At 68.0% G+C, this 26,236-nt stretch carries 22 protein-coding genes and 2 pseudogenes; 11 read left to right on the top strand and 13 right to left on the bottom strand.

Annotated elements, in window-relative coordinates; all coding sequences use genetic code 11:
- Window positions 1-13: 13 nt before the first annotated feature.
- Window positions 14-1,678 carry a formate--tetrahydrofolate ligase gene (locus LK533_RS04835; protein WP_229361617.1) on the top strand — a complete coding sequence of 555 codons (1,665 nt, stop codon included), beginning with the start codon at window positions 14-16 and terminating at the stop codon, window positions 1,676-1,678.
- A 39-nt stretch (window positions 1,679-1,717) separates the two neighbouring features.
- Here the strand turns inward: LK533_RS04835 and def are convergent, their stop codons facing one another.
- Together def and recR are read right to left on the bottom strand one after the other, a co-directional pair.
- Window positions 1,718-2,242, bottom strand: coding sequence for a peptide deformylase (def, locus tag LK533_RS04830; RefSeq protein ID WP_229361616.1), 525 nt, complete (start codon window positions 2,240-2,242; stop codon window positions 1,718-1,720).
- 44 nt (window positions 2,243-2,286) lie between these two features.
- Entirely contained in the window at window positions 2,287-2,883 is a 597-nt protein-coding gene (gene recR, locus LK533_RS04825; protein WP_229361615.1) for a recombination mediator RecR, read from the bottom strand.
- 54 nt (window positions 2,884-2,937) lie between these two features.
- Here recR and fmt point away from each other — a divergent pair, with 54 nt between their 5' ends.
- Both fmt and truA read left to right on the top strand, forming a co-directional pair.
- Entirely contained in the window at window positions 2,938-3,840 is a 903-nt protein-coding gene (gene fmt, locus LK533_RS04820) for a methionyl-tRNA formyltransferase (protein ID WP_229361614.1), read from the top strand.
- Complete coding sequence (gene truA / locus LK533_RS04815; RefSeq protein ID WP_229361613.1) at window positions 3,837-4,580, top strand: tRNA pseudouridine(38-40) synthase TruA; 744 nt, start codon at window positions 3,837-3,839, stop codon at window positions 4,578-4,580. Before fmt ends, truA begins: the two co-directional genes overlap by 4 nt.
- Here the strand turns inward: truA and LK533_RS04810 are convergent.
- The 7 genes from LK533_RS04810 to LK533_RS04780 form a co-directional block, all read right to left on the bottom strand.
- The gene (locus LK533_RS04810) at window positions 4,568-5,773 is read right to left on the bottom strand and encodes a class I SAM-dependent RNA methyltransferase (RefSeq protein WP_420705814.1); all 1,206 of its coding nucleotides are present in this window, start codon (window positions 5,771-5,773) and stop codon (window positions 4,568-4,570) included. The genes truA and LK533_RS04810 overlap by 13 nt on opposite strands.
- Window positions 5,764-7,116 (bottom strand): NAD(P)H-hydrate dehydratase, encoded by a 1,353-nt coding sequence (locus LK533_RS04805; RefSeq protein WP_229361611.1) that lies wholly within the window; start codon window positions 7,114-7,116, stop codon window positions 5,764-5,766. The genes LK533_RS04810 and LK533_RS04805 overlap by 10 nt, the downstream gene beginning before the upstream one ends.
- 41 nt (window positions 7,117-7,157) lie before the next feature.
- A complete protein-coding gene (locus tag LK533_RS04800) occupies window positions 7,158-7,529 on the bottom strand; it encodes a hypothetical protein (protein ID WP_229361610.1) in 372 nt (123 codons plus the stop codon).
- Window positions 7,526-8,284, bottom strand: coding sequence for an N-formylglutamate amidohydrolase (locus tag LK533_RS04795; protein ID WP_229361609.1), 759 nt, complete (start codon window positions 8,282-8,284; stop codon window positions 7,526-7,528). Before LK533_RS04795 ends, LK533_RS04800 begins: the two co-directional genes overlap by 4 nt.
- A gap of 197 nt (window positions 8,285-8,481) precedes the next feature.
- Complete coding sequence (locus LK533_RS04790) at window positions 8,482-9,312, bottom strand: 4-(cytidine 5'-diphospho)-2-C-methyl-D-erythritol kinase (protein ID WP_229361608.1); 831 nt, start codon at window positions 9,310-9,312, stop codon at window positions 8,482-8,484.
- Complete coding sequence (locus LK533_RS17925) at window positions 9,309-10,748, bottom strand: tetratricopeptide repeat protein (protein ID WP_229361607.1); 1,440 nt, start codon at window positions 10,746-10,748, stop codon at window positions 9,309-9,311. Before LK533_RS17925 ends, LK533_RS04790 begins: the two co-directional genes overlap by 4 nt.
- A gap of 175 nt (window positions 10,749-10,923) precedes the next feature.
- Window positions 10,924-12,585 carry an electron transfer flavoprotein-ubiquinone oxidoreductase gene (locus LK533_RS04780; protein WP_229361606.1) on the bottom strand — a complete coding sequence of 554 codons (1,662 nt, stop codon included), beginning with the start codon at window positions 12,583-12,585 and terminating at the stop codon, window positions 10,924-10,926.
- A 116-nt stretch (window positions 12,586-12,701) separates the two neighbouring features.
- Here LK533_RS04780 and LK533_RS04775 point away from each other — a divergent pair, with 116 nt between their 5' ends.
- From LK533_RS04775 to LK533_RS04745, 7 genes and pseudogenes are all read left to right on the top strand, one after another.
- On the top strand, window positions 12,702-13,442 hold the full coding sequence (locus tag LK533_RS04775) for a uracil-DNA glycosylase family protein (RefSeq protein WP_229361605.1): 741 nt from the start codon (window positions 12,702-12,704) through the stop codon (window positions 13,440-13,442).
- 14 nt (window positions 13,443-13,456) lie between these two features.
- Window positions 13,457-15,217, top strand: a complete 1,761-nt coding sequence (locus tag LK533_RS04770) for a lytic transglycosylase domain-containing protein (RefSeq protein WP_229361755.1) — start codon at window positions 13,457-13,459, stop codon at window positions 15,215-15,217.
- Window positions 15,207-15,734, top strand: a complete 528-nt coding sequence (gene moaB / locus LK533_RS04765; RefSeq protein WP_229361604.1) for a molybdenum cofactor biosynthesis protein B — start codon at window positions 15,207-15,209, stop codon at window positions 15,732-15,734. The genes LK533_RS04770 and moaB overlap by 11 nt, the downstream gene beginning before the upstream one ends.
- A gap of 45 nt (window positions 15,735-15,779) precedes the next feature.
- Window positions 15,780-16,001: pseudogene (locus tag LK533_RS04760) on the top strand (radical SAM protein); the annotation flags it as partial.
- Between the two features lie 44 nt (window positions 16,002-16,045).
- Window positions 16,046-16,903, top strand: coding sequence for a DUF4062 domain-containing protein (locus LK533_RS04755; protein WP_229361603.1), 858 nt, complete (start codon window positions 16,046-16,048; stop codon window positions 16,901-16,903).
- A 161-nt stretch (window positions 16,904-17,064) separates the two neighbouring features.
- Window positions 17,065-17,916, top strand: a pseudogene (locus LK533_RS04750) (PA0069 family radical SAM protein); the annotation flags it as partial.
- 59 nt (window positions 17,917-17,975) lie between these two features.
- A complete protein-coding gene (locus LK533_RS04745; RefSeq protein WP_229361602.1) occupies window positions 17,976-19,412 on the top strand; it encodes a M48 family metalloprotease in 1,437 nt (478 codons plus the stop codon).
- 3 nt (window positions 19,413-19,415) lie between these two features.
- Here the strand turns inward: LK533_RS04745 and dnaE are convergent, their stop codons facing one another.
- Complete coding sequence (dnaE, locus tag LK533_RS04740) at window positions 19,416-22,931, bottom strand: DNA polymerase III subunit alpha (RefSeq protein ID WP_229361601.1); 3,516 nt, start codon at window positions 22,929-22,931, stop codon at window positions 19,416-19,418.
- A 104-nt stretch (window positions 22,932-23,035) separates the two neighbouring features.
- Between dnaE and LK533_RS04735 the strand changes: the two genes are divergently transcribed.
- Entirely contained in the window at window positions 23,036-23,620 is a 585-nt protein-coding gene (locus tag LK533_RS04735; RefSeq protein WP_229361600.1) for an HdeD family acid-resistance protein, read from the top strand.
- Between the two features lie 4 nt (window positions 23,621-23,624).
- On the opposite strand, the gene LK533_RS04730 is transcribed toward LK533_RS04735, so the two are convergent.
- From LK533_RS04730 to LK533_RS04720, 3 genes are read right to left on the bottom strand one after another with little or no spacing between them, the layout of a single operon-like run.
- Complete coding sequence (locus LK533_RS04730; RefSeq protein WP_229361599.1) at window positions 23,625-24,110, bottom strand: glutathione peroxidase; 486 nt, start codon at window positions 24,108-24,110, stop codon at window positions 23,625-23,627.
- Window positions 24,111-24,128: 18 nt separating this feature from the next.
- Entirely contained in the window at window positions 24,129-24,803 is a 675-nt protein-coding gene (locus LK533_RS04725) for an ABC transporter ATP-binding protein (RefSeq protein ID WP_229361598.1), read from the bottom strand.
- Entirely contained in the window at window positions 24,796-26,046 is a 1,251-nt protein-coding gene (locus LK533_RS04720) for a lipoprotein-releasing ABC transporter permease subunit (protein WP_229361597.1), read from the bottom strand. Before LK533_RS04720 ends, LK533_RS04725 begins: the two co-directional genes overlap by 8 nt.
- Window positions 26,047-26,236 lie beyond the last annotated feature (190 nt).

The following is a 26,236-nucleotide window of genomic DNA, read 5'->3' as shown; positions in this document are numbered from 1 at the left end:
CTAAGCGGCGGCCATGCTGACCGACATTGAAATCTCTCGCGCCGCCCGCCTGCTCCCGATCGCCCAAGTGGCCGCCAAACTCGACATCCCGGTCGAGGCGGTGGAGCCCTATGGCCATCACAAGGCGAAGATCGCGGTGGACGCGCTGCCGAAGCGTGCGGCGCGGGGCAAGCTGATCCTGGTGACCGCGATCAATCCGACGCCCGCAGGGGAAGGCAAGACCACCACGTCGGTCGGGCTGGCGGACGCGCTGTCGCGCAGCGGCCGCAGGACCGCGCTGTGCCTGCGCGAGCCGTCGCTTGGCCCCTGCTTCGGCACCAAGGGCGGGGCCGCAGGCGGCGGCTATGCGCAGGTGGTGCCGATGGAGGACATCAACCTGCACTTCACCGGCGATTTTCACGCCATCACCAGCGCGCATAACCTGCTCGCGGCGATGGTCGACAACCATATCTACTGGGGCAATGCGCTCGGGCTCGACGTGCGCCGCATCCACTGGCGGCGCGTGGTCGACATGAACGATCGGGCGCTGCGCAGCATCGTTCAGTCGCTGGGCGGCGCCAGCAACGGCTATCCGCGCGAGTCCGGCTTCGACATCACGGTAGCGTCCGAGGTCATGGCGATCCTGTGCCTGGCCAGCGACCTGGCCGACCTTGAGGCACGGCTCGGGCGGATCGTGGTCGGCTACACCACGGACCGGCGCGCCGTCACCGCGCGCGACCTGAACGCCGCCGGCGCGATGGCGGCACTGCTCGCGCAGGCGGTGAAGCCCAATCTCGTCCAGACGCTGGAAGGCACCCCCGCCTTTGTCCACGGCGGCCCCTTCGCCAACATCGCCCATGGCTGCAACTCGGTGATCGCGACCCGTACCGCGCTCGACCTTGCCGACTATGTCGTGACCGAGGCCGGGTTCGGTGCCGATCTGGGCGCGGAGAAGTTCTTCGACATCAAATGCCGCAAGGCCGGCCTGGCGCCGGATGCCGCAGTCGTGGTGGCAACCGTACGCGCCCTGAAGATGAACGGCGGCGTTGCCAAGGCCGAGCTCGCCGAACCGGACGTCGCGGCGGTCGCGCGCGGCGGCGTGAACCTCGCCCGCCATCTGGAAAATGTCGCGCAGTTCGGCGTGTCTGCCGTGGTCGCCATCAATCGCTTCGCCACCGACACGGATGCGGAAATCGCCGTCATCCGCACCATCGCCGCCGAAAACGGCTGCGAGGCGATTGTCTGCACGCATTTCACCGAAGGCGGCGCGGGTGCTGCCGACCTTGCCGAGGCGGTCGCGGGGCTGGCGGATTCGGGAACGGCGCGGTTCGTGCCGCTTTACGACGATCGCATGGGGCTGTTCGACAAGATCAACACGGTGGCCCAGCGCATATACCGCGCCGAGGAAGCGGTGGCCGACGCCAGCGTGCTCGCCCAACTCCGTCGCTGGGAGGCGGACGGGTTCGGCGACCTTCCCGTATGCATGGCGAAGACGCAGTACAGCTTCTCGACGGACCCGACCCGGCTCGGCGCACCGAGCGGCCATATCGTGCATGTCCGTGAGGTCCGGCTCGCCGCCGCAGCCGGCTTCGTGGTGGCGATCTGCGGGGAGATCATGACCATGCCCGGCCTGCCGCGGGTCCCGGCAGCCGAAGGCATCCGCGTCAACGCCGCAGGCCAGATCGACGGGTTGTCGTGAGACGGGCGGCCGGCGGGACTGTCCCGCCGGCCCGTCGGATCAGGCGACCTTGCGCGCCTTGTTGAGCTTCTTGATCACCATGTCGCGCTTCAGCCGGGACAGATGGTCGATGAACAGCACGCCGTTCAGATGGTCCATCTCATGCTGCAGGCAGGTCGCGAGCAGCCCGTCGAGCCACTCCTCATGCTCGGCACCCTGCTCGTCCAGCCACCGGACGCGGCAGCGCGCGGGGCGCTCGACGTCGGCGAACTGCTCGGGGATGGAAAGGCACCCTTCCTTGTAGACCGAATATTCGTCCGACGTTTCCAGGATCTCGGGGTTGATGAAGGCCCGCGGTTCCTTGATCGGCTTGCCCTCCTCGTCCTCCTGTTCCTGAAGATCGATGACCAGCACGCGCTTGGGCACTGCGACCTGGATCGCGGCAAGGCCGATGCCGGGCGCATCGTACATCGTCTCGAACATGTCGGCGACAAGCGTGCGAACTTCGTCGTCCACCGCGTCAACGGGCGTGGAAATCAGCCGCAGGCGCGGATCGGGTATCTCGATGATGGGCAGGATGGCCATGGGCGCTAGCTAGGTAAGCCCCCCTTCCCCGTCAAGCGATCCGCTCAGCCGACCGGGCGGCGTGCGCGCAGCGCCTGCGCCAGCGTGCCCTCGTCCAGATAGTCGAGCTCACCACCAACGGGCAGGCCGTGTGCCAGCTGGGTGATTCGCACCGGATAGGCCTCGATCCGCTCGGCCAGATAATGGGCCGTGGTCTGCCCCTCCAGGGTGGCGTTCATCGCCAGCACGACCTCGTCAATGCCGCCATCGGCGATGCGCGCGACGAGCCGGTCGATCGCGAGATCCTCCGGCCGCACCCCCTCCAGCGCCGATAATCGTCCGCCGAGCACGTGGAAGCGCCCGGGGAACAGGCGCGAGCGCTCCAGGGCCCACAGGTCCGCCACCTCCTCCACCACGCACAGCGCGCGCGCATCGCGGCGCGGGTCGGCACAAACGGCGCACGGGTCGCTGGTATCGACGTTGCCGCAGGTCGAGCAGGTCGACAGCCGCTCGCTTACCCGCTCCAGCGCGCCCAGTAGCGGGACGAGCGCGGTTTCGCGCTTCTTGATGAGGTGCAGCACCGCGCGGCGCGCGGAGCGGGGCCCAAGGCCGGGCAGCCGGGACAGCGCCTGCGTCAGCGCCTCAATCTCTGGGGAAGCCATCGCCAACCCAGATAGGGGCTTGCGTGCCGCGCCGCCAGCGTGTCGAGAGCGGCCATGCGCATCATCTTCATGGGCACGCCCGACTTCGCCGTCACCATTCTCGACGCGCTGGTCGATGCCGGACACGAACTCGTCGCCGCCTATACCCAGCCCCCGCGGGCCGGCGGCCGCCGCGGCAAGGCGCCGACCCCGACCCCGGTGCATGCGCGAGCGGAGGCGCTCGGCATCCCGGTCCGGCACCCGACGACCTTGCGGACTGCGGAGGCACAGGCCGATTTCGCGGCGCTGGACGCCGATGTGGCGGTGGTTGCCGCCTATGGCCTGATCCTACCGCAGGCGGTACTCGACGCGCCGCGGCTCGGCTGCCTCAACGTCCACGCCTCTCTGCTGCCGCGCTGGCGAGGCGCAGCGCCGGTGCAGCGCGCGATCCTGGCCAGCGACGCGGAAACAGGCGTCGGCATCATGCAGATGGAGGCGGGCCTCGATACTGGACCCGTACGGCACGAAGTGCGCACCCCCATCGGTACCGCGACCGCAGGCGAACTGACCCAGCGACTGGCGCAGCTGGGGGGTGCTGCGATGGTCGCAGTGCTTGGTAATGTCGATGCCTATCCGCCTGTCCCGCAACCGGAAACCGGCGTCACCTATGCCGCAAAGCTGGACAAGTCCGAGGCTCGGCTGAACTTCGACCTTCCGGCAGACGCAGTCGAGCGGCAGGTCCGCGCGTTTCACCCGACTGCCTTTTTCGAACTCGAAGGCGAGCGTTTCCGGGTTCTGGCGGCGGAGGTGGTGCCCAATGGCGGGGTCCCGGGCACCGTGCTGGACCGCGAGCTGACGATCGCCTGCGGCACTCACGCGATCCGCGCGACCCTGCTCCAGCGCGCCGGACGTGGTGCGATGCCGGCGGTCGACCTGCTGCGCGGCTTTCCGATCGCCGCGGGAACGCGCCTGTTGTGACTCGTTTTGCGCTGACGGTGGAATATGACGGTCGCCCCTTCATGGGCTGGCAGCGACAGTCGCATGGCCCGAGCGTCCAGCAGGCGATCGAGGAGGCGGTGTGGCGCATCACCGGGGAAGCAGCGGCGGTGCATGCCGCCGGCCGCACCGATGCCGGCGTCCACGCCCTTGCGATGCGGGCGCATGTCGAGGTGGAAAAGGCGATCCCCCCTTTCCGGCTGATGGAGGCGCTCAACGCGCATCTGCGGCCGGATCCGGTCGCGATCCTCGCCTGCGAGGCGGTGGCGGACGACTGGCACGCGCGCTTCTCGTGCGTCGGGCGGTCCTATGAATATCGCATCGCCAATCGCCGTGCGCCGCTGACCTGGGAGGCGGGGCTCGCCTGGCAGATCCCGCAGCCGCTGGATGCGGGGGCAATGCAGACCGCGGCGCAGCTGCTGGTGGGGCGGCATGACTTCACCACCTTCCGCTCGGCGCATTGCCAGGCGGAAAGCCCGGTGCGGACGCTCGATCGCCTGGATGTGGTGCGCGACGGCGACCGGCTTGCCATCCGCGCCGCCGCCCGCTCCTTCCTCCACCATCAGGTCCGCTCGATGGTCGGTTGCCTGGCGCTGGTCGGGCAAGGCCGCTGGAGCCCGGAAAGGGTCGCCGAGGTACTTGCCGCGCGGGATCGTGCGCAGCTCGGCCTCAACGCTCCATCTGACGGGCTTTACTTCACTGGGGCTGTCTACCCCGGCTGACGGCTCAGCCGCGCGACCAGCTCGACGTGGGTGGACCAGCGGAATTGGCCCACGGGCTGGATCCAGTCGATGCGATAGCCGCCTTCGCACATCGTCTTCACGTCGCGCGCGAAGCTGCTGGGATTGCAGGAAACATAGGCGACGACGGGCACCTTGCTGCTGGCGATCGCCGCCGCCTGTTCGCGGGCGCCGGCGCGCGGCGGGTCGATGACCACTGCGGCGAACCGGTCGAGTTCGGCGGGAGCGAGCGGACGCCGATACAGGTCGCGGTGTTCGGCAAAAACCGGACGGCCGCCAGCTCCCGCAGCGGCCTTCAGCGACAGGATCGGCTCGCGCGCAGCCTCACCGGCATAGACCTTCGCGCGCTCGGCCAGCGCCAGCGAGAAGGTGCCCAGGCCCGCGAAAAGATCGGCGACGACCGGCGCGCTGCCGACCGCTTCCTGCACGCCCGCCACCAGCGCCGCCTCCCCCTCGCGGGTGGCCTGCAGGAAGGCGCCCGGCTGAAGCGCAACCGGCACGCCGGCGAAGCTGACGGTGGCAGGCTCCGGCTCCCAGCGCGTCTCGGGCCCATAGCCGTCATCGACCGATAGCCGGGCGAGACTGTGGCGCTCGGCGAAGGCGGTCAGCGCCTCCACGTCGGCGAGCTTGTCGCCCAAGGCACCGGTGATCAGCACGTCGACGCCGCGGTCGGTCAGCGCCAGATGCACGTCCGCGCGGCGGTCCCCCAGCATCGCTGCCAGCAGCATGCGCAAGGGGGCGACCAGCGCGAACAGTTCCGGCAGCAGGATATGACATTCCACCATGTCGACGATGCGGTGGCTGCTCGTCTCAGTGAAGCCGAGCAGCACCTGCCGACCGCGACGCTCCGCGTGCAGCGTCGCGCGGCGGCGGGTACGCGGAGGCGAGACGAGCGCCGGGCGCACCTCTGCGGTCAGTCCCTGGCTCGCCAGGGCGCCCAGCACCCGGTCGCGCACGAACTCGGCATAGCTCGCATCGTCGAGATGCTGAAGCTGGCAGCCGCCGCATTCCGGGAAGTGACGGCAGGGCGGCAGCTGGTGATGCGGTCCCGGCTCAATGCTGTTGTCCGCGAGCAGCCGGTCGCCCGGCGCAGCGAGCGGGACGTGGCGCCCATCGCCCGAGACCCCTTCGCCGCGCGCGGCGACCCGCACGATTCCGTCGCCGCTCACAGGCATTCTCCAAGGGCGACAGGAATTTTGGCGATCAGGTCGTCCGCGGCAAAGGCGGGACCGACAAGTCGGGCAGCGCGGCTGTGCAGCCAAACGGCTTGGTCTGCGGTGCCGCCGGCAGCGTGCCGTGCCGCGACCAGGCCCGCGAGAACGTCGCCGGTCCCGGCCGTCGAAAGCCATGACGACGCGCCCGAGGCGACGACGACGCTGCCCGAAGCTTCAGCGATCACCGTATCCGATCCCTTGTGGATCACCGTCGCGCCCGAAGCGGTTGCGGCGGAGCGCGTGGCCGTGATCTTGTCGTCGGCGGTGTCGAACATGCGGGAGAATTCACCGGAATGGGGAGTAACAAGTGCTTTGGCCGTCCGCGTGCGCAGGCGCTCGGCAGCCGAGCCGGCGAGCAGGCTGAGCGCGTCGCCATCGACCACCAGATCGCGGTCGCTTCGGAGCGCTGCCTCTAGCAGATCCCGTGCCGGAGCGTCGCGGCCAAGGCCGGGCCCGATTACGACCGCGTCGATGCGGTCGTCCGTGAGCAGCGCGGCCAGCGCATCCCCGCTCGCGATCGTTCGGTGCACGATGGCGTCGGGGCCACTGGCCGGCGGGGTCGCTGTCGCCAGGCTGACATAGCCGGCGCCGCCGTGGAGCGCGGCGCGCGCAGCCAGGTGCGCGGCGCCCGTCATGCTCCCGCCCACCACGACCACTAGACCGCGAGCGTATTTGTGCGCCTCTGCCCCGGGCGCGGACAGCCGGGGGCGGGCCAGGGTGCGGCAGTCTGTCGCTGCCTCGACGCCGATGTCGGCGAGCAGGACATGACCGCACTTCGCAGCGCCGGCGCCGATCGCATGCGCAGGCTTCAAAGCGCCCAGAGCGACCGTTGCCGTGATGCCGCCAGGCGCGCCCAGATCGGCGCCGCTGTCGGTTGCAAGCCCGGAAGGCAGATCGATCGCCACCGACACGACAGCCCCGGCAACCAGCCGCGCCAGCTGCGCCGCGACCATTTCGTCCAGGGGGCGGGACAGGCCGATACCGAAGAGCCCGTCGACCAGCACCGGGCGCGGTGTCGCCTGCTCCAGTGTCTGCACCGGCCCGGACCATGCCGCCGCATAATCGGCTGCGGCTCCGGCGGTTGGCCGGCCGAGTGCGGCCACGGCCACATCGTGCCCCCACTCGCGCAGCATGGTGGCGGCGGCATAGGCGTCACCGCCGTTGTTGCCGGGACCTGCGAGCACCAGCACCGGCTGCCCGGCACCCAGCCGCGCGACCTCCCGGGCGACGGCCCGCGCCGCGCGTGCCATCAGTTCGGATTGCGATGTGCCTGCCGCAAAGCAGCGCTGCTCGGCTGCGCGCATGGCTTCCCCGCGCAGAATTGGCGCACCCGGCGGCAGCATCCTCACGCGGTTTTCCCGGGGACGCTGCGGGCCGGCAGCCGATAGCGGACGCCATCGACCGCGACTTCCATTTCTGTCGGCGATCGAAGGGTAACGGTGACCGGATCGGCGCCGTCCGCCGCAGCAACGCCGCTACCGTCCCTGGCGACCAGCAGGCGCCGGAACCCGCCATCGGGGCGATGAAGGGTCAGAACCAGCCCCTGCTCGGTGTTGCTCCGCTCGACGAAGCAGGCATCTTCGAACGTCGCGTCTCGGGTGGCGCACGCGATCCGCAGCCCCCCCGGCGGCGTCGCGGCGTCCTTGCTGCCGCCGCACCCGGCGAGCATCGCACTGAGCGCGCAGACGCCGCCAAGCTTCCCGAACGCGTTCCTCATTGCGCGAATTCCCGTTGCAGGCTGGCGATCACGTCACTCAGTGTTGCCGTCCATTCCGCCACGCCTGTGTCGTCGGCGATCAGATCGTTGCGGACTTCCACGGACATGCTCGGGATCCCGTGCGCCTCGGCATGGCGGTTGAGCGTCGCGTTGAGGTCGCGCCCTGAATAAGGCTCATTATCGCCGGTGATCAGGCCGCGTTCCTCGAGCGCGGCAATCGCCCGGTGCGCTGCCCTGCTGTCCTGGTTGTAGAGAATGCCGACCTGCCACGGCCGCTCGCGCCCGTCGCTTGCCAGCCGCGGTGTGAAGCTGTGGATCGCGACGACGAGGCGGGGTCGATACAGGAGCACCGCCTGCTCGATTGCGGCGTGATAGGGCATGTGAAAGCGCTCGATCCGTCGGTCGCGGTCGATGCCCTCGTTGCCGGGGATCGCATGCCCGTCGCTGCGCACGGGGATCAGCCCCTCATGGTGCGGCTCGCGGTGCAGGTCGATCACCAGACGGGAAACCGTGCCGAGGACCGCGGGCGCATCCAAAGCGGCCGCCAGTCTGCGGGTCAGTGCCGCGGCACCGATGTCATAGCCGATGTGCAGATCCAGCAAGGCCGGGAGCACGCCAAGCGCCACGTCCGCCGGCACGTGGTTCGACGCGTGATCGCACAACAGCAGGACACCGCCCGGCGGCCCGTCGATCTGCTCGGCTGCGGGCAGGTCTGGCAAGTCAGGCGGCGGCGCGGCAGGGCTGCGGGTGGACATGGGAGCGACCTGCCCCAGGATCGCCCGGCTGTCACCCCCCGGACGGGAGGATGGCGCCTGCGCGCGGCAGGGGCCATCCACGGACGTCCGCATTCGGCGTCTGATCCGCGCTCCGCTTAGGCCGCAGAGCGTGGGCAACCGCAATGCGGGAAACCGGGGCGGCGCCCAGGAACCCGTCCCGTCTCGGGATTGCCGGGTCAGACCAGTGTCGTTTCGAGACACCACCAGCCCGGCTGAGCCTTCTGGATCGCAGCAGCCGCTGTCGCACGAGCCTCTTCCTCGTCGAACAGCGCGAAGCAGGTCGCTCCGGAACCAGACATGCGGACCAGGCGAGTCCCAGACTGCTCGTTCAACGCCGTCAGCACGCTGTCGATCACGGGCGCCAGCGATCGCGCCGGCGGCTCAAGGTCGTTGCGGCCGGATCGAGCAACCTCGAGCATATCGCCCGAGCCGATCGCCCCCCGATCCACCCCGTCCCAGCGCCCGAACACCGCCGCGGTCGAAACGCCCACCCCAGGGTTCACGAGCAGGACCGGGGTACCGGCCAGTCCGTCCACGGGCATCAGTTCCTCGCCGCGGCCGCGGCCGACAGCCGTGCGGCTCAACAGGCAGGCGGGTACATCGGATCCGAGCCCGTCGGCACAGGCAAGCAGGTCGGGATGATCGTGCGGCACGTTCGCGCGCGTCGCCATCGCGCGGAGGGCAGCTGCCGCATCAGCCGACCCGCCGCCGATCCCCGACGCGACCGGAAGCTGCTTGTCGAGGCGGATCGCACACGGACGCTGGTCCGGGAACACGGCACGAAACCGGTCTCGCGCCCGGGTGACGAGGTTGTCGCCCTCTGCCAGCAGCGTCGCTGCGAACGGACCGGTGATGGCGAAGCTATCCTCTTCCGCATCCGACAGCGCCAGCAGATCGCCATCGCGCACGAACGCGAACAAGGTCTCCAGCGCGTGGTAGCCGTCAGGCCGCCGGTGGCGCACGTGCAGGGCAAGGTTGAGCTTCGCGCGGGCAATCTCCTGGATCATGCGCCTCGCCCCTCGACCGCAGACAGACCGCGCGCGAGTTTATCCGTCAGCCTCACCGCCATGGCCTCATCGGCATCGAGCTGCGCCGCCGACCAGGCATAGCGCGCCTCATAGCGACGCCCCAGCCGCCACAGCACGTCACCGACATGCTCCTGCACGGTGCCGCTCACATTCTCCGCCCGCGCCGCCTGCTCCAGCAGCGGCAGTGCCCGGGCAGGGCTACCCTGACGATAATAGGCCCAGCCAAGCGAGTCGGCGATGTTCGGATCCTCTGGCGCGAGGCGATGTGCCTGTTCCAGCATGGCGGTAGCGGCGGGAAGGTTCTCGCCGCGCTCGACCTGCGCATAGCCCAGGTAGTTGAGCGCAAGCGGCTCCGCCGGCGCAATCTGGACCGCCTGCTGCAACACCGCCACGGCATCACTCCAGCGTCCTGCCTGCTCCAGGGCAGCGCCCTGCTTGAGCAGCAGCGTCCAGTCGGCGGGCTCTCCCTCGCGCTCGATCGCAGTGTGATACGCGGTCGCTGCTTCCGCGAAGCGCGCCTGCTCGGCCAGCAGGTCGCCGAGCAGCCGGGCATCCTCGCCGCTCGCCCCCTTGCTTGCGGAGAGTGCAGTGGCTGCCTGGATGGCCGCGTCTTCCTGGCCATCCTGTGCGAGCACCGCGATCTCCGCGCCGCGGGCCTCGCGCGCAAAGGGGCTATCCGGTGAAACTCCGGCCAGTGCCATCCGCGCCTTCGGACCGGCCCCTTCGGACAGCAGCGCATCTGCCAGCTCGATCCTGGCGCGATCATAGCCGCGGTCGAGGATCAGCGCCGAACGCGCCAGCGTGATTGCCAGCGGCGCTGTTTCGCCCGAAGCGAGATCCCTCGCAACACGCACCAGGAAACGGGACGCGCCGAAGCGCGCGTTGCCCTTGGCACCACGACCCAGTCGCGCGCGGTAGAGCGACACCACCGGATCCTCGCCCGCCAGCAGCGTCTGCGCCGCATCGCGCTTGCCGCGCCCTGCCAGCAGCGACGCCGCAGCCATGCGAAACTGCGGGTCGGGATCCAGCGCGCCCAGTTGCGCCCGAACCGCGGCCAACCCCTCGGCAGTACGGCCGGTTGCGAGCAGGATCAGCGCGTGGTTTTCGGACGCGTAGCGCCGGTCGAGCGCGTCCCCTTCCTCGTCCTGCAACCCAAGCGCCGTCGCGGCATCCCCCGCATCCACCGCGAGCCAGGCGGCGAGGACCGGCTGGAGGAAATCGAGCGGGCCCTCGCCCAGGCTTTCCAGCGCCCGCCCGGCACGGTCGCGGTCGCCGGCGGCCAGCGCGTCCGCGAACGCCAGGACCGCTGCGTCCGGCGGCGCCACGCCTGCCTGTTCCAGAACCGCCAGCGATCGGCGGGCGAGCGCCATGTCGCCGCTCGCCAGACCCTCGCGGTAGGCGCGGATCGCGACCACTTCGCTGGTCGGGCGCGCAGCCAGAGCAAGCGCATAATAGCGCGCCGCCGTGTCGACGGCGCCGTCCGCATCCGCTGCACGCGCGCGGACGTACGCCGGCAGATTGTCCCCGCCTGCTGCGGCTGGCGAGGTTCCGAACAGCGCTCCCGACGCGACCGCTGCGACGAGCAGGCCCTTACATGTTCGGATAGTTCGGCCCTCCCCCGCCCTCGGGCACCACCCAGTTGATGTTCTGGGTCGGGTCCTTGATGTCACAGGTCTTGCAGTGGACGCAGTTCTGCGCGTTGATCACGAAGCGCGGCTTCGCGCTCTCGGTTTCCACCACCTCATAGACCCCGGCCGGGCAATACCGCTGCGCCGGCTCGTCGAACATCGGCAGGTCATAGTCGATCGGAATGTCCGGATCGCGCAACGTCAGGTGGACCGGCTGGTCCTCCTCATGATTGGTGTTCGACAGGAACACCGAGGAGAGGCGATCGAAGGTCAGCCTCCCGTCCGGCTTGGGATAGGCAATCGGTTGCACCTGGTCCTTGCGCCACAGGCTTTCGTGATCGGGATGGTGCTTCATGGTGAAGGGCATGCGGATGCCCCAATGCTCGGCCCACATGGTGACGCCGGACAGGCCCGAGCCCACGAAGTCGCCGAACTTCTTTACCAGCGGCACCACGTTGCGGACCTTGCGCAGCTCCTCATAGACCCAGCTTGTTTCATAGGCCTGCGCATAGGCGTCGAGCGTGTCTCCGCCACGGTCGGCGGTCACCGCCTGAAACGCCGCTTCGGCAGCGAGCATGCCGGTCTTCATAGCGGTATGGGTGCCCTTGATCCGCGGCACGTTCACGAACCCGGCGGAGCAGCCGATCAGCGCCCCGCCCGGGAAGACGAGCTTGGGCACCGACTGCCAGCCGCCGTCGTTGATCGCGCGTGCGCCATAGGAGACGCGCTTGCCGCCCTCCAGGATCTTTGCGATCTCGGGGTGGGTCTTCCAGCGCTGCATCTCGTGAAACGGCGAGAGGTACGGGTTGGCATAGTTGAGCCAGGTGACCAGGCCCAAAGCGACCTGCCCATTCGCCTGGTGGTAGAGGAACCCGCCGCCGTTGGTGCCGCGGGTTTCCGACAGCGGCCAGCCCTGGGTGTGGATCACCCGGCCGGGCACATGCTTGTCGGGCGCGATGTCCCACAATTCCTTGATGCCGATGCCATAGACCTGGGGCTGCGAATCTCGCGCCAGGTCAAAGGTGCGGATGATCTGCTTGCTGAGATGCCCGCGCACGCCTTCGGCAAAGAAGGTGTACTTCGCATGGAGCTCCAGGCCCGGCTGCCAGTCCGGCTTGCGGGTGCCGTCGCGTGCCACGCCCATGTCGCCGGTCGCCACGCCCTTCACCGAACCATCATCATGGTACAGCACTTCGGCTGCGGCAAAGCCCGGGAAGATCTCGACGCCCAGTCCCTCGGCCTGCTCGGCCAGCCAGCGGCACAGGCTGCCGAGTGATCCGGTGTAGGTGCCCTCGTTGGACATGAACGGCGGCAGCGCGGCATGCGGCATCTCCGTCTTGCCGGTCGCGTTCAGGATCCAGTGGTGGTTCTCCGTCACCGGCACCTCGGCCAGCGGGCAGCCCTGCTCGCGCCAGTCCGGCAGCAGCTCGTCCAGCGCGCGCGGATCGATCACCGCCCCCGACAGGATATGGGCACCGACCTCCGAGCCCTTTTCCAACACGCAGACTGCGATCTCGCGGCCCGCGTCGTTCGCCAGCTGCTTCAGCCGGATCGCCGCGGACAAGCCTGCGGGGCCCGCGCCGACGATCACGACGTCATAGGGCATCGATTCCCGCTCGCTCATGCACTCCAACTCCCGTTTCGCCGCGGCACCGTGTCGTCGCGCACCTGCAACGCCTTGTCGGTGGCGGAATTCATTCAGATTGACCGCGGCGTCAACCCGGTGCCCTATATAGCGCGATGGGGGCCGATCAGCATCTGGACTGGCGAAACGCCGCGGCAAGCACCCTCGACTGGTGGGTCGAGGCGGGCGTGGACACGCTGGTGGACGAACTGCCGCGCGATTGGTTGGTTCCCCAGGAGCGAGTCCCGGCTGCCGTCACCCTGGCTGCGGCACCCGCTCCCGAGCCGGAGGCGGCGCCCGGCTATCCAATCGATTATGCGGCATTCCTCACCTTCCGCCTGGGCGACACCGCACCGGACGCGAAATGGGCTGCGCAGCGCGTGGGGCCGTTCGGCGATCCCGCCACCGCGAAGATGATGGTGCTGACGGACCTTCCCGAAGACTGCGACGCGGCGGCCGGACGGCTGTTGTCGGGGGCCGAGGGCCGGCTGCTCGCGCGCATGCTGGCCGCGATCGGGGTCGCGCCAGAGGAGGTGCTGCTCGCCTCAGTCTGCGTCGCACGGCCGCTTGCGGGTCGTGTGCCGCGGGAAAGCGCCAGCGAGCTTGGGGCGCTCGCCCGCCACCTGATCGACATCGTACAACCCCGGCGGCTGCTGCTGCTGGGACAGACGGCAAGCCGGGCCGTGCTCGGGGCAGCCGGCGGGGCGAACGGGGATTGTTCGTCCGCGCTCAACCATGGCAATGCGGCATGCAAGGCGGTCGCGACCTACCACCCGCGGGTGTTGTTGGAGCGACCGATGTGCAAGGCGGAAGCCTGGCGCGACCTGCAGCCGCTGATTGAGGAAAACGACGCGTGAAGATCGCTCTCGCGATGGGCGCCATGCTGATGGCGACACCTCTTGCCGCGCATGCGGACGAAGTCGACGAAGGCCGGATACCGGCGCACGGAACCGCCCGACAATTGCGGGCAGAGGGCGTGCCAAGCCAGCTCACGCCCGAGGAACGGGCGAGCTACCGCTCCATTTTCGAGGCGATCCGCGGAGAACGCTGGGCGGACGCGCAGCTGCAGCTCGATGCGCTGAAGCCTGGCCCGCTGCACGCGATCGCCCGCGCCGAACTCTATACCGCGCACAACTCTCCCAAGGTCGCGCTCGACCCGTTGCTCGCGCTCCTGGCCGAGGCTCCCGAGCTTCCGGAAGCGCCGCAGCTCGCGCGACTGGCCGAGCTGCGTGGGGCCTCGTCGCTCCCCGTCCTGCCGATGCAACAGCGCCTTACCTGGTTCGACGGTGCGCCGACGCGGGTCCGCACCCGTGCGATCCGCAGCGATCAGGTGTCGGCCGAGCTGATGGTGGCGATGAAGCCCTTCGTGAAGCTCGACGACGGTCCGTCGGCCGAGGCGCTGCTCAACCAGCGCGGGGGCGAACTCACGCCGGAGGCGCTGACCGAATGGCAGCAGCGCGTCGCCTGGATCTATTTCGTGGCCGGCGACGACGGCAACGCGCGCCGGGTCGCTCGGCTTGCCCAGGCGGGCCAGGGCGAGTGGGCAGCGCAGGCGGACTGGACGCAGGGGCTTGCCGCCTGGCGTCAGAAGGACTGCGCAACCGCCCAGGTCGCGTTCGGCGACGTCGCGCGCCGGGCAACGGATACCGAGCTGCGCTCCGCCGGCCTGTATTGGGCGACCCGCGCGGACATCGCCTGCGGTCGCCCCGACCTCGTGCAGCCGCGGCTGCAGAGCGCAGCGCAATATGGCGAGACCTATTACGGGCTGCTGGCCCGCCAGGCACTTGGCATGATCGACGGCAAGTCGACACCGGAACGCGTGACGGCGGATTGGCAGATGCTGGAGCGGCGGCCGAACGTCCGCGTTGCCGCCGCCCTCGCGGAGATCGGCGAAACCGCACTGGCGGATACGGTGCTGCGCCACCAGGCCAAGATCGGCGGCGCCGGCGACTATGCCGCGCTGACCCGAGTTGCGGGCAGCATGAACCTTCCGGCGACTCAGCTCTGGCTCTCCCACAATGGCCCGGCGGGTACGCGGCCGGTGATGGAGGCGCGCTATCCGGCGCCCGACTGGACTCCGGATGGCGGTTGGCGGGTCGACAAGGCGCTGGTCTATGCCCACGCGCTGCAGGAATCAAAGTTCAACCCGCAGGTCGTGAGTCCCGCCGGCGCCTTCGGCCTCATGCAGATCATGCCGGCTGCCGCCAGCGACTTCGGCCGTGCGCGCGGCGTCACCATTGATCGCTCGGCGCTGGCCCGGCCTTCCACGAACATCGAGGTCGGGCAGAGCTATCTCGAAAAGCTGCGCGACATGCAGGCGACGGGCGGCCTGCTGCCCAAGGTGATCGCCGCCTACAATGCGGGACCCAGCCCGGTTCAGGCCTGGGACCTGCAGGCGCACGACGGCGGCGATCCGCTGCTCTACATCGAGTCGATCCCTTTTTGGGAGACGCGCGGCTACGTCATGTCGGTGCTGCGCAACTACTGGATGTACGAAAAGCAGGAGGGCAAGGCCTCTGCCAGCCGCGCTGCGCTCGCGCAGGGCATGTGGCCGAAGTTCCCCGGCGCCAAGGGTGGCGGCGCGGTCAAGATCAGCAGTGCCGGCCGGTCGCCCTTCGCCCATGCCAATTGATCCTGCGCGGACCTTTATCCCGGTCCGCATCGCTGTCCTCACGGTATCGGACACGCGCACGCTGGCGGAGGATCGTTCCGGCGACACGCTGGTCTCGCTGCTCACGGAAGCCGGACACACGCTTGCCGACCGCGCGCTGCTGCCGGACGATGTTGCGGCGATCGTCGGCCGGCTGCACGGCTGGATCGACGATCCGGCGATCGACTGCATTGTGACGACGGGTGGAACCGGCGTGACCGGCCGCGACGTCACGCCCGAAGCCGTCGAGCGAGTCGCGGACAAGATGATCCCCGGCTTCGGCGAACTGTTCCGCTGGCTGAGCTTCGCCAAGATCGGCACCTCGACCGTGCAATCCCGCGCCTGCGCCTGCGTCGCGCGCGGCACCTATGTCTTTGCGCTGCCCGGATCGACCGGCGCGGTGCGCGACGGCTGGGAAGGGATTCTCGCCACACAGCTCGACAGCCGGCATACGCCCTGCAACTTCGTCGAGCTGATGCCGCGGCTGCGGGAGCGCTGATCAAGCAGGCTTGATCCGGCGTTCCGTTTATGTTCTCCTTGCGTCATGGCTCGTGGCGCAACTCTGAACCGAACCAGCACTCGCTTCGGCTTGCCCGAGCGCGAGGCCGATGGGGACTGGCTCGACGCGCAGGAGGCGGTCGACGGCGCTCCGCCGCCCGTGCGGACCAGCGTCGCGCTGCTCACACCGCGCACGATCCTCAGCTATAATCGCTCGCCGGACATCGGCTTCGATCGCTCGGTTAATCCATACAACGGCTGCGACCACGCATACACGGTTGTGTAGTGCCAATATGCAAGCATTGACTTCGCGTGCTGCATCTCGCCATCTATCAAAACGCCAAGGATACCGAACTACATGGCGTGTTAACTAAATCAGGGGATGTTGAAGTGGCGTTCGATGCTAAAGTTCTAAAGATCTTGATTGCCAGCCCAGGCGATGTCGACGAGGAGCGGCAGGCGATCCCTGAAGTCATCGCGCGCTGGAACAACACCAACTCTGAAACATCCAAAGTGGTTCTTTTACCCGTAAAATGGGAGACGCATTCGGCTCCGTTGATGGGTGACCGAGCTCAGGGCGTGATAAACGATCAGATGGTCACGACGTGTGATATGGCGATCGGTGTTTTTTGGACGCGCTTGGGGTCTCCTACTGGCGCGAGCGAAAGCGGAACCGCCGAAGAGATCGACTGGTTCATTAAAAACAGCAAGCCGGTTATGCTCTACTTCTCGTCGCGTAGTATTGATCCAACCAAGCTTGATATCGATCAATATAAGGGACTTAAAGAGTTCGAGAAGCGTATGCAGAAAATTGGCCTGACCGGCGCCTATGCAAATCTCGCCGATTTCCGGGAACAGCTCTTCAACCAGCTATCCATTAATGTCAGAAATTACATGAGCGGAAACGCTACGCCGACTGCAACTCCAAAGGAGGTGCGGGATCGCGTTAAGTCTATCACGGCGATTGCCAAGTCCGGCAAGCTGTACATGGAAGACTATGAAAAGGATGGTCAGGTTAAGTCATTCGTCGTGAAGGGCGATACGAAACCGATCAAAGATGATCTGAAGGGGCTAGGCGGCAGGTTCAATGCGACCTTGGGTGGATGGGTGTTTTCGAAATCAAAAGAGATCGAGATCGCCGAGTTCTTGAAGAAAGCTGCGTCCGCGTAAAGGGCATCTCGACGCTGAGGCGACGGGGCACTGGGCGGGTCTGCCGCCAGTGCCCCTGAGCTCCGCGAAGGGGTTCACGGTAATGCGATGAGACAAACGCCGAGCGTCAGTTTCACCGGCAACCCCTGTCCGCTGCCCCTCACTCAGAGTGACACGCTACTCGTCCCTGGGAGCATGGCTGCATCTACTGCTTCGCGCGGCCGAGCCATGCCTATCACGACCTGTCGCCCGGCATTGATTTCGAGACCCGGCTGTTTGCCAAGCCGGATGCCCCTGCCCTGTTGCGCAGCGAACTCGCGAAGCGAAGCTATGCGGTGCGGCCGATCGCCTTTGGCACCAACACGGATCCCTATCAGCCGATCGAAGGCGAGTGGCGGATCGCGCGAGGCTGCATCGAGCTTCTGTCGGAGTGCAACCATCCGCTGACCATCACCACCAAATCGGACCGCGTTGTCCGCGACCTCGACCTGCTGGCGCCGATGGCGGCAAAGGGGCTGGTGTCGGTGGCGATGTCGATCACCTCGCTCGACCCGGTGATCGCGCGTACGCTGGAGCCGCGGGCACCGCACCCGCGCAAGCGGCTCGCGGCGATCGCCGCCCTTACCGAAGCGGGCGTCCCCTGCTCGGTCTCCGTCGCGCCCGTGATCCCGGCAATCACCGATGGTGAGATGGAGAAGATCCTGGAGCAGGCGGCGGCGGCGGGCGCGCGCGGCGCCTTCTTCCTGCCCGTCCGCCTTCCCTGGGAAGTAGCACCGCTGTTCCGCGCCTGGCTCGACACGCACTTTCCCGACCGCGCTGACAAGGTGATGGCGATCATCCGCTCCCTGCGCGGGGGGCGCGTCAACGACCCGGATTTCTTCACGCGCATGCAGGGGTCGGGCCCCTGGGCCGAGCTCATGCGCACCCGCTTCCGCATCGCCGTGCACCGCTACGGCCTGGACAAGGGGCGCATGCCCCTGCGCTGCGACCAGTTCCGCCCGCCGCGCGGGCCGCAGGGGGAGCTGTTCGACTGACCGACTTGGCACGTGGAACCGGATGTTCCAACAAACGCTCAAGCATGCCGGGAGGACTCATGAACCGTACCTGCATCACCGCCGCTGCCGCGGCCGCTCTCCTGGTCGCGCCAACCCTGCCGGCATCCGCCCAGACCGCGCGCACCATATCCCGATCCGACAAAGCGCAGGGCGCGCAGGCGCATCCGCAGCTGCTGGCCGAGTTCGGCGGCGCCTATTCCGGCCCGCAGGCTGCCTATGTCGAACGCGTCGGCAAGCGGGTCGCGGTACAGTCCGGCCTCTCGAATGCGCAGGGCGACTTCACGGTCACCTTGCTGGACTCCTCCGTCGAGAACGCCTTCGCCATTCCAGGCGGCTACGTCTATGTCACGCGCCAGCTGCTCGCGCTCATGAACAGCGAGGCGGAGCTTGCCGCGGTGCTTGGGCATGAAGTCGGGCATGTCGCGGCACGGCACTCCAACAAGCGCAACACGCGCGCCACCCTGGGCGGCCTGCTTTCGGCAGGCGTGGGGTGGCTGACCGGCAGCGACATTCTGGGACGGATCGCCAGCACGGGCACGCAGCTCTACACGCTGGGGTTCAGCCGGTCTCAGGAATATGAGGCGGACGGGCTGGGCGTGCGCTACGCCACCGCTGCGGGCTATGATCCCTATGGCATGTCAGCGATGCTTCGCCAGCTCAACGACGACCAGACCCTGTCTGCGCAGATCGAGGGGCGGCAGGCCGATGCGGTCCCCGGCTGGGCCAGCACCCACCCCAATGGCGCCGATCGTGTCGCACGCGCGCGCCAACTCGCGCAGCAGATGCGCGCGGCTGCGCCTAGCATGGCACAAGACACGACCTTTCTGCGCATGCTGGACGGCATGCCGTACGACGACAATCCGGCGCAGGGCATCATCGAAGGTCAGACGTTCCGCCACCCGCAGCTGCGGCTCCAGTTCACCGCACCGGAGGGCTACAAGATCGACAATGGCAGCGATGCCGTGACGGTTGCCGGTAGCGGCGGACAGGCGCAGTTCCGCGCGGCGGCGGCCACCACCGATCTCGCCGGCTTCGTGCGCGGGCGGCTGTCGGAGCTTGGAGCCCGCGATGCCGGCGCGGTCGAGCTGCGGTCGGGTCAGGCGAATGGCCTGCAGACGGTGCAAGGCACCGTATCGGCGACGAGCAACGGCCGCGCTGTGGACGCGACGGTGATCGCGTACCGCTTCCCCTCGGCCACCTATTCCTTTTTGGTGGTGACGCCTTCGGGCAGCCGGCTGGGCGCTTTCGCAAGCATGGTGTCGAGCGTCGCCGAACTGTCGCCGCAAGCGGCAGGGAGCATCCGCGGCAAGCGCATCCGCATCGCCACGGTGAAAGCCGGCGACACCATCGACAGCCTTGCACGCCGAATGGCGTATCCGGACTACCAGCGCGAGCGGTTCGTCACGCTCAACGGCCTGGAGGACGCAACGACGCTGGCGCCGGGCCGGCTGGTGAAGCTGGTCGTGGCGGGCTGAGCCTCAGGCGACCGCCGCGAGTCGCTTGGCGTCGGCCGCCCGCAGCTGCGCGGACACGATCCCCGGCAGCCGCTCGACATGGCTCGTCAGCTCGCCATCGAGCAGATAGTCGCGCCCCAGCAGCAGGTGCGCGGTCGTGCCGCCTGCCGCCGCTACCTCGGCCCATACTTCGCCGCGCGCGCCGCGATGGTTGGCCAGCAGCGTGGCGAGGGCAGGCAATGCCGTTGCGTCCTCGACCACCAGCTCCATCGTCAGGCGGACGCTGTTCGCCAGCGCCTCGAAGGGCTTGACCGCCTTCACCGTCACGCGGGCACTTTCGTCGCCGGGGCGGCGGTCCAGCTCCAGCGTCATGAGACCACAGCCACCCAGCTTGCCCGCTTCCTCCAGCGCTTCCGCCGCCGCGTCCTCGAAGCAGGTGGCGATGCATTGGCCGCTCGCGTCCGACAACGTCGCCATCATGTAGCGCTTGCCCCGGGCCGAAGTACGCCAACGCGCGTCCTCGACCAGCGCGGCCACGGTTGCGCCCGAACGGCCGCCTTCCGGCACCGGCGTGTCGGCAAGTGCTGCGATGCTGCGCGCGCCATGAACCTTGGCAAGATGCGCATAGCGGTCGAGCGGGTGCGCCGAGAAGTAGAAGCCGAACGCCTCGCGCTCGGCAGAGATCGCCTCGGTCATGGACCAATGCGCCCGCGGCAGACGGATCGCGGGCTCCGCCGCACCGCCGCCGATGCCGAACAGACCGCCCTGCCCGCTCAGCTTGTTCTCCTGCGTGCGGGCGGCGACGCCCAGCAGCGTCTCCGCCGCCGCAGCGACCGCCGGCCGATCCGCCACGATGCTGTCGAACGCGCCGGCCGAGGCCAGCGTCTCCAGCTGGCGCTTGTTGAGCAGCCGCGGGTCGGCGCGGTGGGCGAAGTCGTCGAGCGTCTCGAACGGGCCGTTGCCGCGCCGCTCCTCGACCAGCAGCTCCATCGCCCGTTCGCCCACGCCCTTCAGCGCGGCGAGCGCATAGCGCACTGCCAGCCCCTCGCCGTGCGGCTGCACGTCGAACTCGGCCTCGCTCGCGTTCAGGTCCGGTCCCAGGCAGGGGATGCCAAGCCGCTTCATGTCATCGACAAAGATCGCGAGCTTGTCGGTCTGCGCCATGTCGAAGCACATCGACGCGGCAAAGAACTCGTGCGGGTAATGCGCCTTCAGCCACGCGGTCTGATAGGCGAGCAGCGCATAGGCGGCGGCGTGCGACTTGTTGAAGCCGTAACCGGCGAACTTGTCGATCAAATCGAACAGCTCGTTGGCTTTCGCCTCCGGGATGTTGTTCACCTTGGCGCAGCCCTCGACAAAGATCGAGCGCTGCGCGTCCATCTCCGCCTGAACCTTCTTGCCCATCGCGCGGCGCAGCAGGTCGGCGCCGCCGAGCGAGAAGCCGGCAAGGATCTGCGCGGCCTGCATCACCTGTTCCTGATAGACGAAGATCCCATAGGTTTCGTTCAGGATCGGCTCCAGAAGATCGTGCGGATAGACGATCTCCTCGCGCCCCGCCTTGCGTGCGCCGAAGCTCGGGATGTTGTCCATCGGGCCCGGACGATACAGCGACACGAGCGCGATGATGTCGCCGAAGTTGGTCGGGCGCACCGCCGTCAGCGTGCGGCGCATGCCTTCGGATTCCAGCTGGAACACGCCCACTGTGTCACCGCGCTGCAGGAGCGCATAAACGCCCTCGTCATCCCAGGAGAGGCTGTCCAGGTCGACGGTGATGCCGCGCTTGGCGAGCAGCTGGACGGCCTTCTGAAGCACCGACAGGGTCTTCAGGCCTAGAAAGTCGAACTTCACCAGCCCCGCGCCCTCGACATATTTCATGTCGAACTGGGTGACCGGCATGTCGGAGCGCGGATCGCGGTAGAGCGGCACCAGCTCCGCAAGCGGGCGATCGCCGATCACCACGCCGGCGGCGTGGGTAGAGCTGTGGCGCGGCAGCCCTTCCAGGCGCATCGCCAGGTCGAGGAGGCGGCGGACATCGTCCTCGCGCTCATATTGGTGGGCCAGCTCCGTCACGCCGTTGATGGCGCGTTCCAGCGTCCAGGGGTCGGTCGGGTGATTGGGCACGAGCTTGGCGAGCCGGTCGACCTGGCCGTAGCTCATCTGCAGCACGCGGCCGGTGTCCTTGAGCACCGCGCGCGCCTTCAGCTTTCCGAAGGTGATGATCTGCGCCACCTGGTCGCGGCCGTATTTCTGCTGGACGTAGCGGATCACTTCGCCGCGCCGGGTTTCGCAGAAGTCGATGTCGAAGTCGGGCATCGACACGCGTTCCGGGTTCAGGAAGCGTTCGAACAGCAGGCCGAGCTTGATCGGGTCCAGGTCGGTGATGGTGAGCGCCCAGGCCACCGCCGAGCCCGCGCCCGAGCCGCGCCCCGGGCCCACGGGGATGTCGTGGTCCTTGGCCCATTTGATGAAGTCCGCGACGATCAGGAAATAGCCGGGAAAGCCCATCTGGATGATGATGCCGACCTCGAACTCCAGTCGTTCGAAATATTCCGGGAAGCGCGCGCGCAGCGCCGCCTCGTCGAGTTCCGGCCCCTCGCCGTCCTCCAACTCCACGATCTTGCGCAGCCGCATGACGAGGCCGGCACAGGCATCCTCGCGAAGCCGCGCGGCTTCGCCCTCGCGGTCGCCGGCGAGGCTGGGCAGGATCGGCTTGCGCTTGGGGGCGGCAACTGCGCAGCGCTGCGCCACGACCAGGGTGTTGGCGATCGCCTCCGGCAGATCGTCAAACATCTCCCGCATCGTGTCGGCGGGCTTCATCCAGAGGTCGGGCGAGCTGCGCTGGCGATCCTCGCTTGCCACATAGCTGGAGCTCGCGATGCAGAGCATCGCGTCATGCGCCTCATGGAAATCCGGGTCCGTGAAGCAGCAGGGATTGGTCGCGACCAATGGCAGGTCGCGGTCGTACGCCAAGTCGAGCAGCGCCGCCTCGGCGCGTTGTTCGATGTCCTCGTTGCGGCGGCACAACTCGACGTACAGCCGGCCGGGGAACAGCGCCTGCAGCTTGTCGGCATAGGCAAAGGCGGCCGTATCCTGCCCTTCTGCGAACAGCCGGGCCAGCGCCCCCTCACCGCCCGCGGTCAGCGCGAGCAGGCCATCGGTGAACCCCTCCAGCGCGGATAGCTCGACATGCGCGGGGATCTCGACCGGGCGGTCGAGATGGGCCTTGGACACCAACGCGCACAAATTCTCATAGCCGCGCATGTCCTGCGCATAGAGCGCCAGCCAGTCGAGCGGCGGCTCGACGCCCTCGGGCACCGGACGCGCGACGCTGAGCAGCGTGCCGATGATCGGCTGCACGCCCTCCGCCTTGCAGGCGTCGGAAAAGGCCATGGCGGCATACAGGCCGTTGCGGTCGCTGAGCGCGATTGCGGGGAAGCCAAGCTTGGCCGCTTTCTTGGCGATCGCCTTGGGGTCGATCGCCCCTTCGAGCATGGTGAAGGAGGAGAAAGTACGAAGCGGTACGAACCCGGAATGCGGCATTGCCTCCGCCTAGCCCAGATTGCGTGATTCTTCCAGCGGCCGCGGCCACGGAACGTCCGTTCCGGCGCATCGTTTCTGCTGCGAACCGAAAAGGGGCTTTGGCGATGACGGACTTTCGAACCACTTCCGACGGTGCAACGCAGGCGCTACCGCGCGCTGGAGCCGGCTGGGGGTGGATCCTTCTCTACGGCATCGCCTCGGCGGTGCTGGGGCTGCTCGCCTTCGCTTGGCCGTTTTCGGCCACGCTCGCGGTCACCATCGTCGTCGGCAGCTTCTTCCTGGTTTCGGGCGTGCTGGCGATCGTCGCGGGGTTCGCCGGTCGCGGTCATGACGTGCGCGGCTATTCGATCGGCTATGGGGTCCTGTCGCTGGTCGTCGGACTGATGCTGGTGTTCCGCCCGCTTGCCGGTGCGATCTCGCTCACCCTGCTGGTGGCGATCTGGCTCGCAGTGCGCGGACTGATGGAAATCCGCTGGGGCCTGAAGCTGCGCCGCAGCAAGGGGCTGATGATCACGCTGGGCGTCGTCAACCTGGTGCTCGCGATCCTGATCCTGGCAACCGTGCCGTTCTCGGCCCTGACCCTGCCGGGCTATATCCTCGGCTTCAGCTTCCTGTTGGGCGGGATCACGGCAATCCTGAGCGGCCTCAACCACCGCAAGGGCGCGCCCGCCTTCGAAACGGGCGTCTGAGCCCTCAAGCGTCGAGCAGCCGCTCGATATCTGCCGCCAGCGCCTCGGGCTTGGTCGTGGGCGCGTATCGCGCCACGACCCGGCCCGAGCGGTCGACCAGGAACTTGGTGAAGTTCCACTTGATCGACTTGCTGCCGAGCAGCCCGGGTGCCTCGGCCGCCAACGCACGAAACAGCGGCGCGGCATGCTCGCCGTTCACGTCGATCTTCGCAAACAACGGGAAGGTCACGTCGTAGGTCAGCGAGCAGAAGTTCGCGATCTCCGCCGCGTCGCCCGGCTCCTGCGCGCCGAACTGGTTGCAGGGGAAGCCCAGCACCGCCAGGCCGCGATCGGCATAGCGGCGGTGCAGCGCCTCCAGCCCCTCATATTGCGGGGTGAAGCCGCACTTGGACGCCACGTTGACGATCAGCAGGACCTTGCCTGCATGGTCGGCGAGCGTGCTGCTGCTGCCATCCGCGCAGGTAACGGCGATGTCGGTGATCGGGGTCATGGTTGCGGCTCCTGGTTCTTAGCTCAGCACGCCATCATGGAGACGGACCACCCGGTCCATCCGCTGCGCCAGGCGTTCGTTGTGCGTCGCAATCAGGGCGGCAGAGCCCTCGTGGCGAACCAGGCGCAGGAATTCGGCCAGCACCACGTCGGCGGTCGCCTCGTCCAGATTGCCGGTCGGCTCGTCCGCCAGCACCAGCGCCGGCTGAGTGGCTAGCGCACGGGCGACGGCGACCCGCTGCTGCTCGCCACCCGAAAGCTGGCTCGGGCGGTGACCCAGGCGGTGGCCAAGACCGAGCGCCGTCAGCAGCGCCTGTGCGCGCGCCTCGGCGTGCGGGCGATCACTCCCCGCGATCAGCTGCGGCAGGACGACGTTCTCGACCGCGTTGAAGTCCGGCAGCAGGTGGTGGAACTGGTAGATGAAGCCCAGCTTCTCGCGTCGCATCGCCGTGCGACCGGCGCTGTCGAGCCGCGCTGCCTCGGTCCCGCCGACCCGGATCGAACCCTCGAAGCCGCCCTCCAGCAGGCCGACGGCCTGGAGCAGCGTCGACTTGCCCGAGCCCGAGGGCCCGAGCAGCGCCACGATCTCTCCGGGCTCGACCTTCAGGTCGACACCGCGCAGCACATGGATCGTCTGTTCGCCCTGGGTGAAGCTGCGGCGCAGCGCCTGGGTCTGCAGGACGGGATCAGTCATAACGAAGCACCTGCACGGGATCGGTGTTGGCGGCCTTGAGAGCCGGATAGAGCGTGGCGAGGAACGCCAGCAGCAGCGCTACGATCGAAATGGTCGTGATCTCCACGGGATCGACCTTCGACGGCAGCGTGGTGAGGAAGCGAACGGTGGGATCCCAGATGTTCTGCCCCGTCACCAACCCGATGAAGCCGACGACGCTCTGGCGGAAGTGCAGGAAGACGAAGCCGAGCACCAGCCCTGCCCCCACGCCAAGCGCGCCCACGGTGGTGCCGACGGTCATGAAGATCCGCAGCAGGCTGGCCCGGCTCGCGCCCATCGTCCGCAGGATCGCGATATCGCGGGTCTTGGCGCGCACCAGCATGATCAGCGACGACAGGATGTTGAACACCGCGACCAGGATGATGATCGACAGCACCGTGAAGGTGACGATCCGGTCCACCGCCAGCGCCTCGAACAGCTGCGAGTTGAGCTGGCGCCAGTCGACCAGGCGCCCGCGCGATCCGACCTTTTCGGCAAGCGGCGTGACGATCTGCTCGACCTTGTCCGCATCGGCCGTGTTGATCTCGACCATGTTCACGCCGTCGCCCAGCATCAGCAGAGTCTGCGCATCCTCGATCGGCATGATCACGAACGCCTTGTCGTAATCATAGACGCCGACCTCCACGATCGCGCCGACGCGATAGCTTACCATGCGCAGCGCCGTGCCGAACGGCGTCGCCGGTCCCTGCGGGTTGATGATCGAGATGTCGCTGCCGACCGTGGCGCCGAGCGACTCCGCGAGCCGGGAGCCGATCGCGACCGTCCCGCTGTTCGGCACCAGCGACCTGAGCGAGCCTGCCTTTACATTGTCGCGGATCGTGGAGGTGTTCAGAATGTCCTGCAGCTGCATGCCGCGGACCAGCACGAAGTCCGACCGCCCCTCCAGCGTGGCGAACAGCGGCTGTTCGATCAGCGGCGTGGCAGAGGTGACGCCGGGCGTCTTGCGCGCGTCGTCCAGCACCTGCCGCCAGTCGCGCAGCACGCCGTTGTAGCCCTGCACCACCGCATGGCCATTGAGCCCGACGATCTTGTCGAACAGCTCCGCGCGGAAGCCGTTCATGACGCTCATGACGATCACCAGCGCCGCCACGCCCAACATGACGGCGATAAGGCTGATGCCGGCAACCAGGGCGATGAACGCCTCCCCGCGCCCGGGCAGAAGATAGCGTCGGGCGATCATGCGCTCGTAGCTGGAAAGGAGCATCGGCTGGGCAGGTCCCGTCGTGGAGAAGGTCCCCCGCCTGTAGGTGGGGTGGCGGGGAGAGGCAATCTGCCCTGTTGCCGAATGAACACATGGTGAAGCGATTCTCGCGCACCGGCTGTCCGGGCTGGTGACAAGGTGCCGCCGGCGACGTAGCAAGTCCCCACGAAACGCAGGCAAAAAAGGCCGTGGT

This window comes from Sphingomonas sp. PL-96 (genome assembly GCF_020707215.1).
Classification (GTDB): Bacteria; Pseudomonadota; Alphaproteobacteria; order Sphingomonadales; family Sphingomonadaceae; genus Sphingomonas.
The sequence above is the reverse complement of the archived record's forward strand: the minus strand, read 5'-3'. Positions and strand labels throughout refer to the sequence as shown.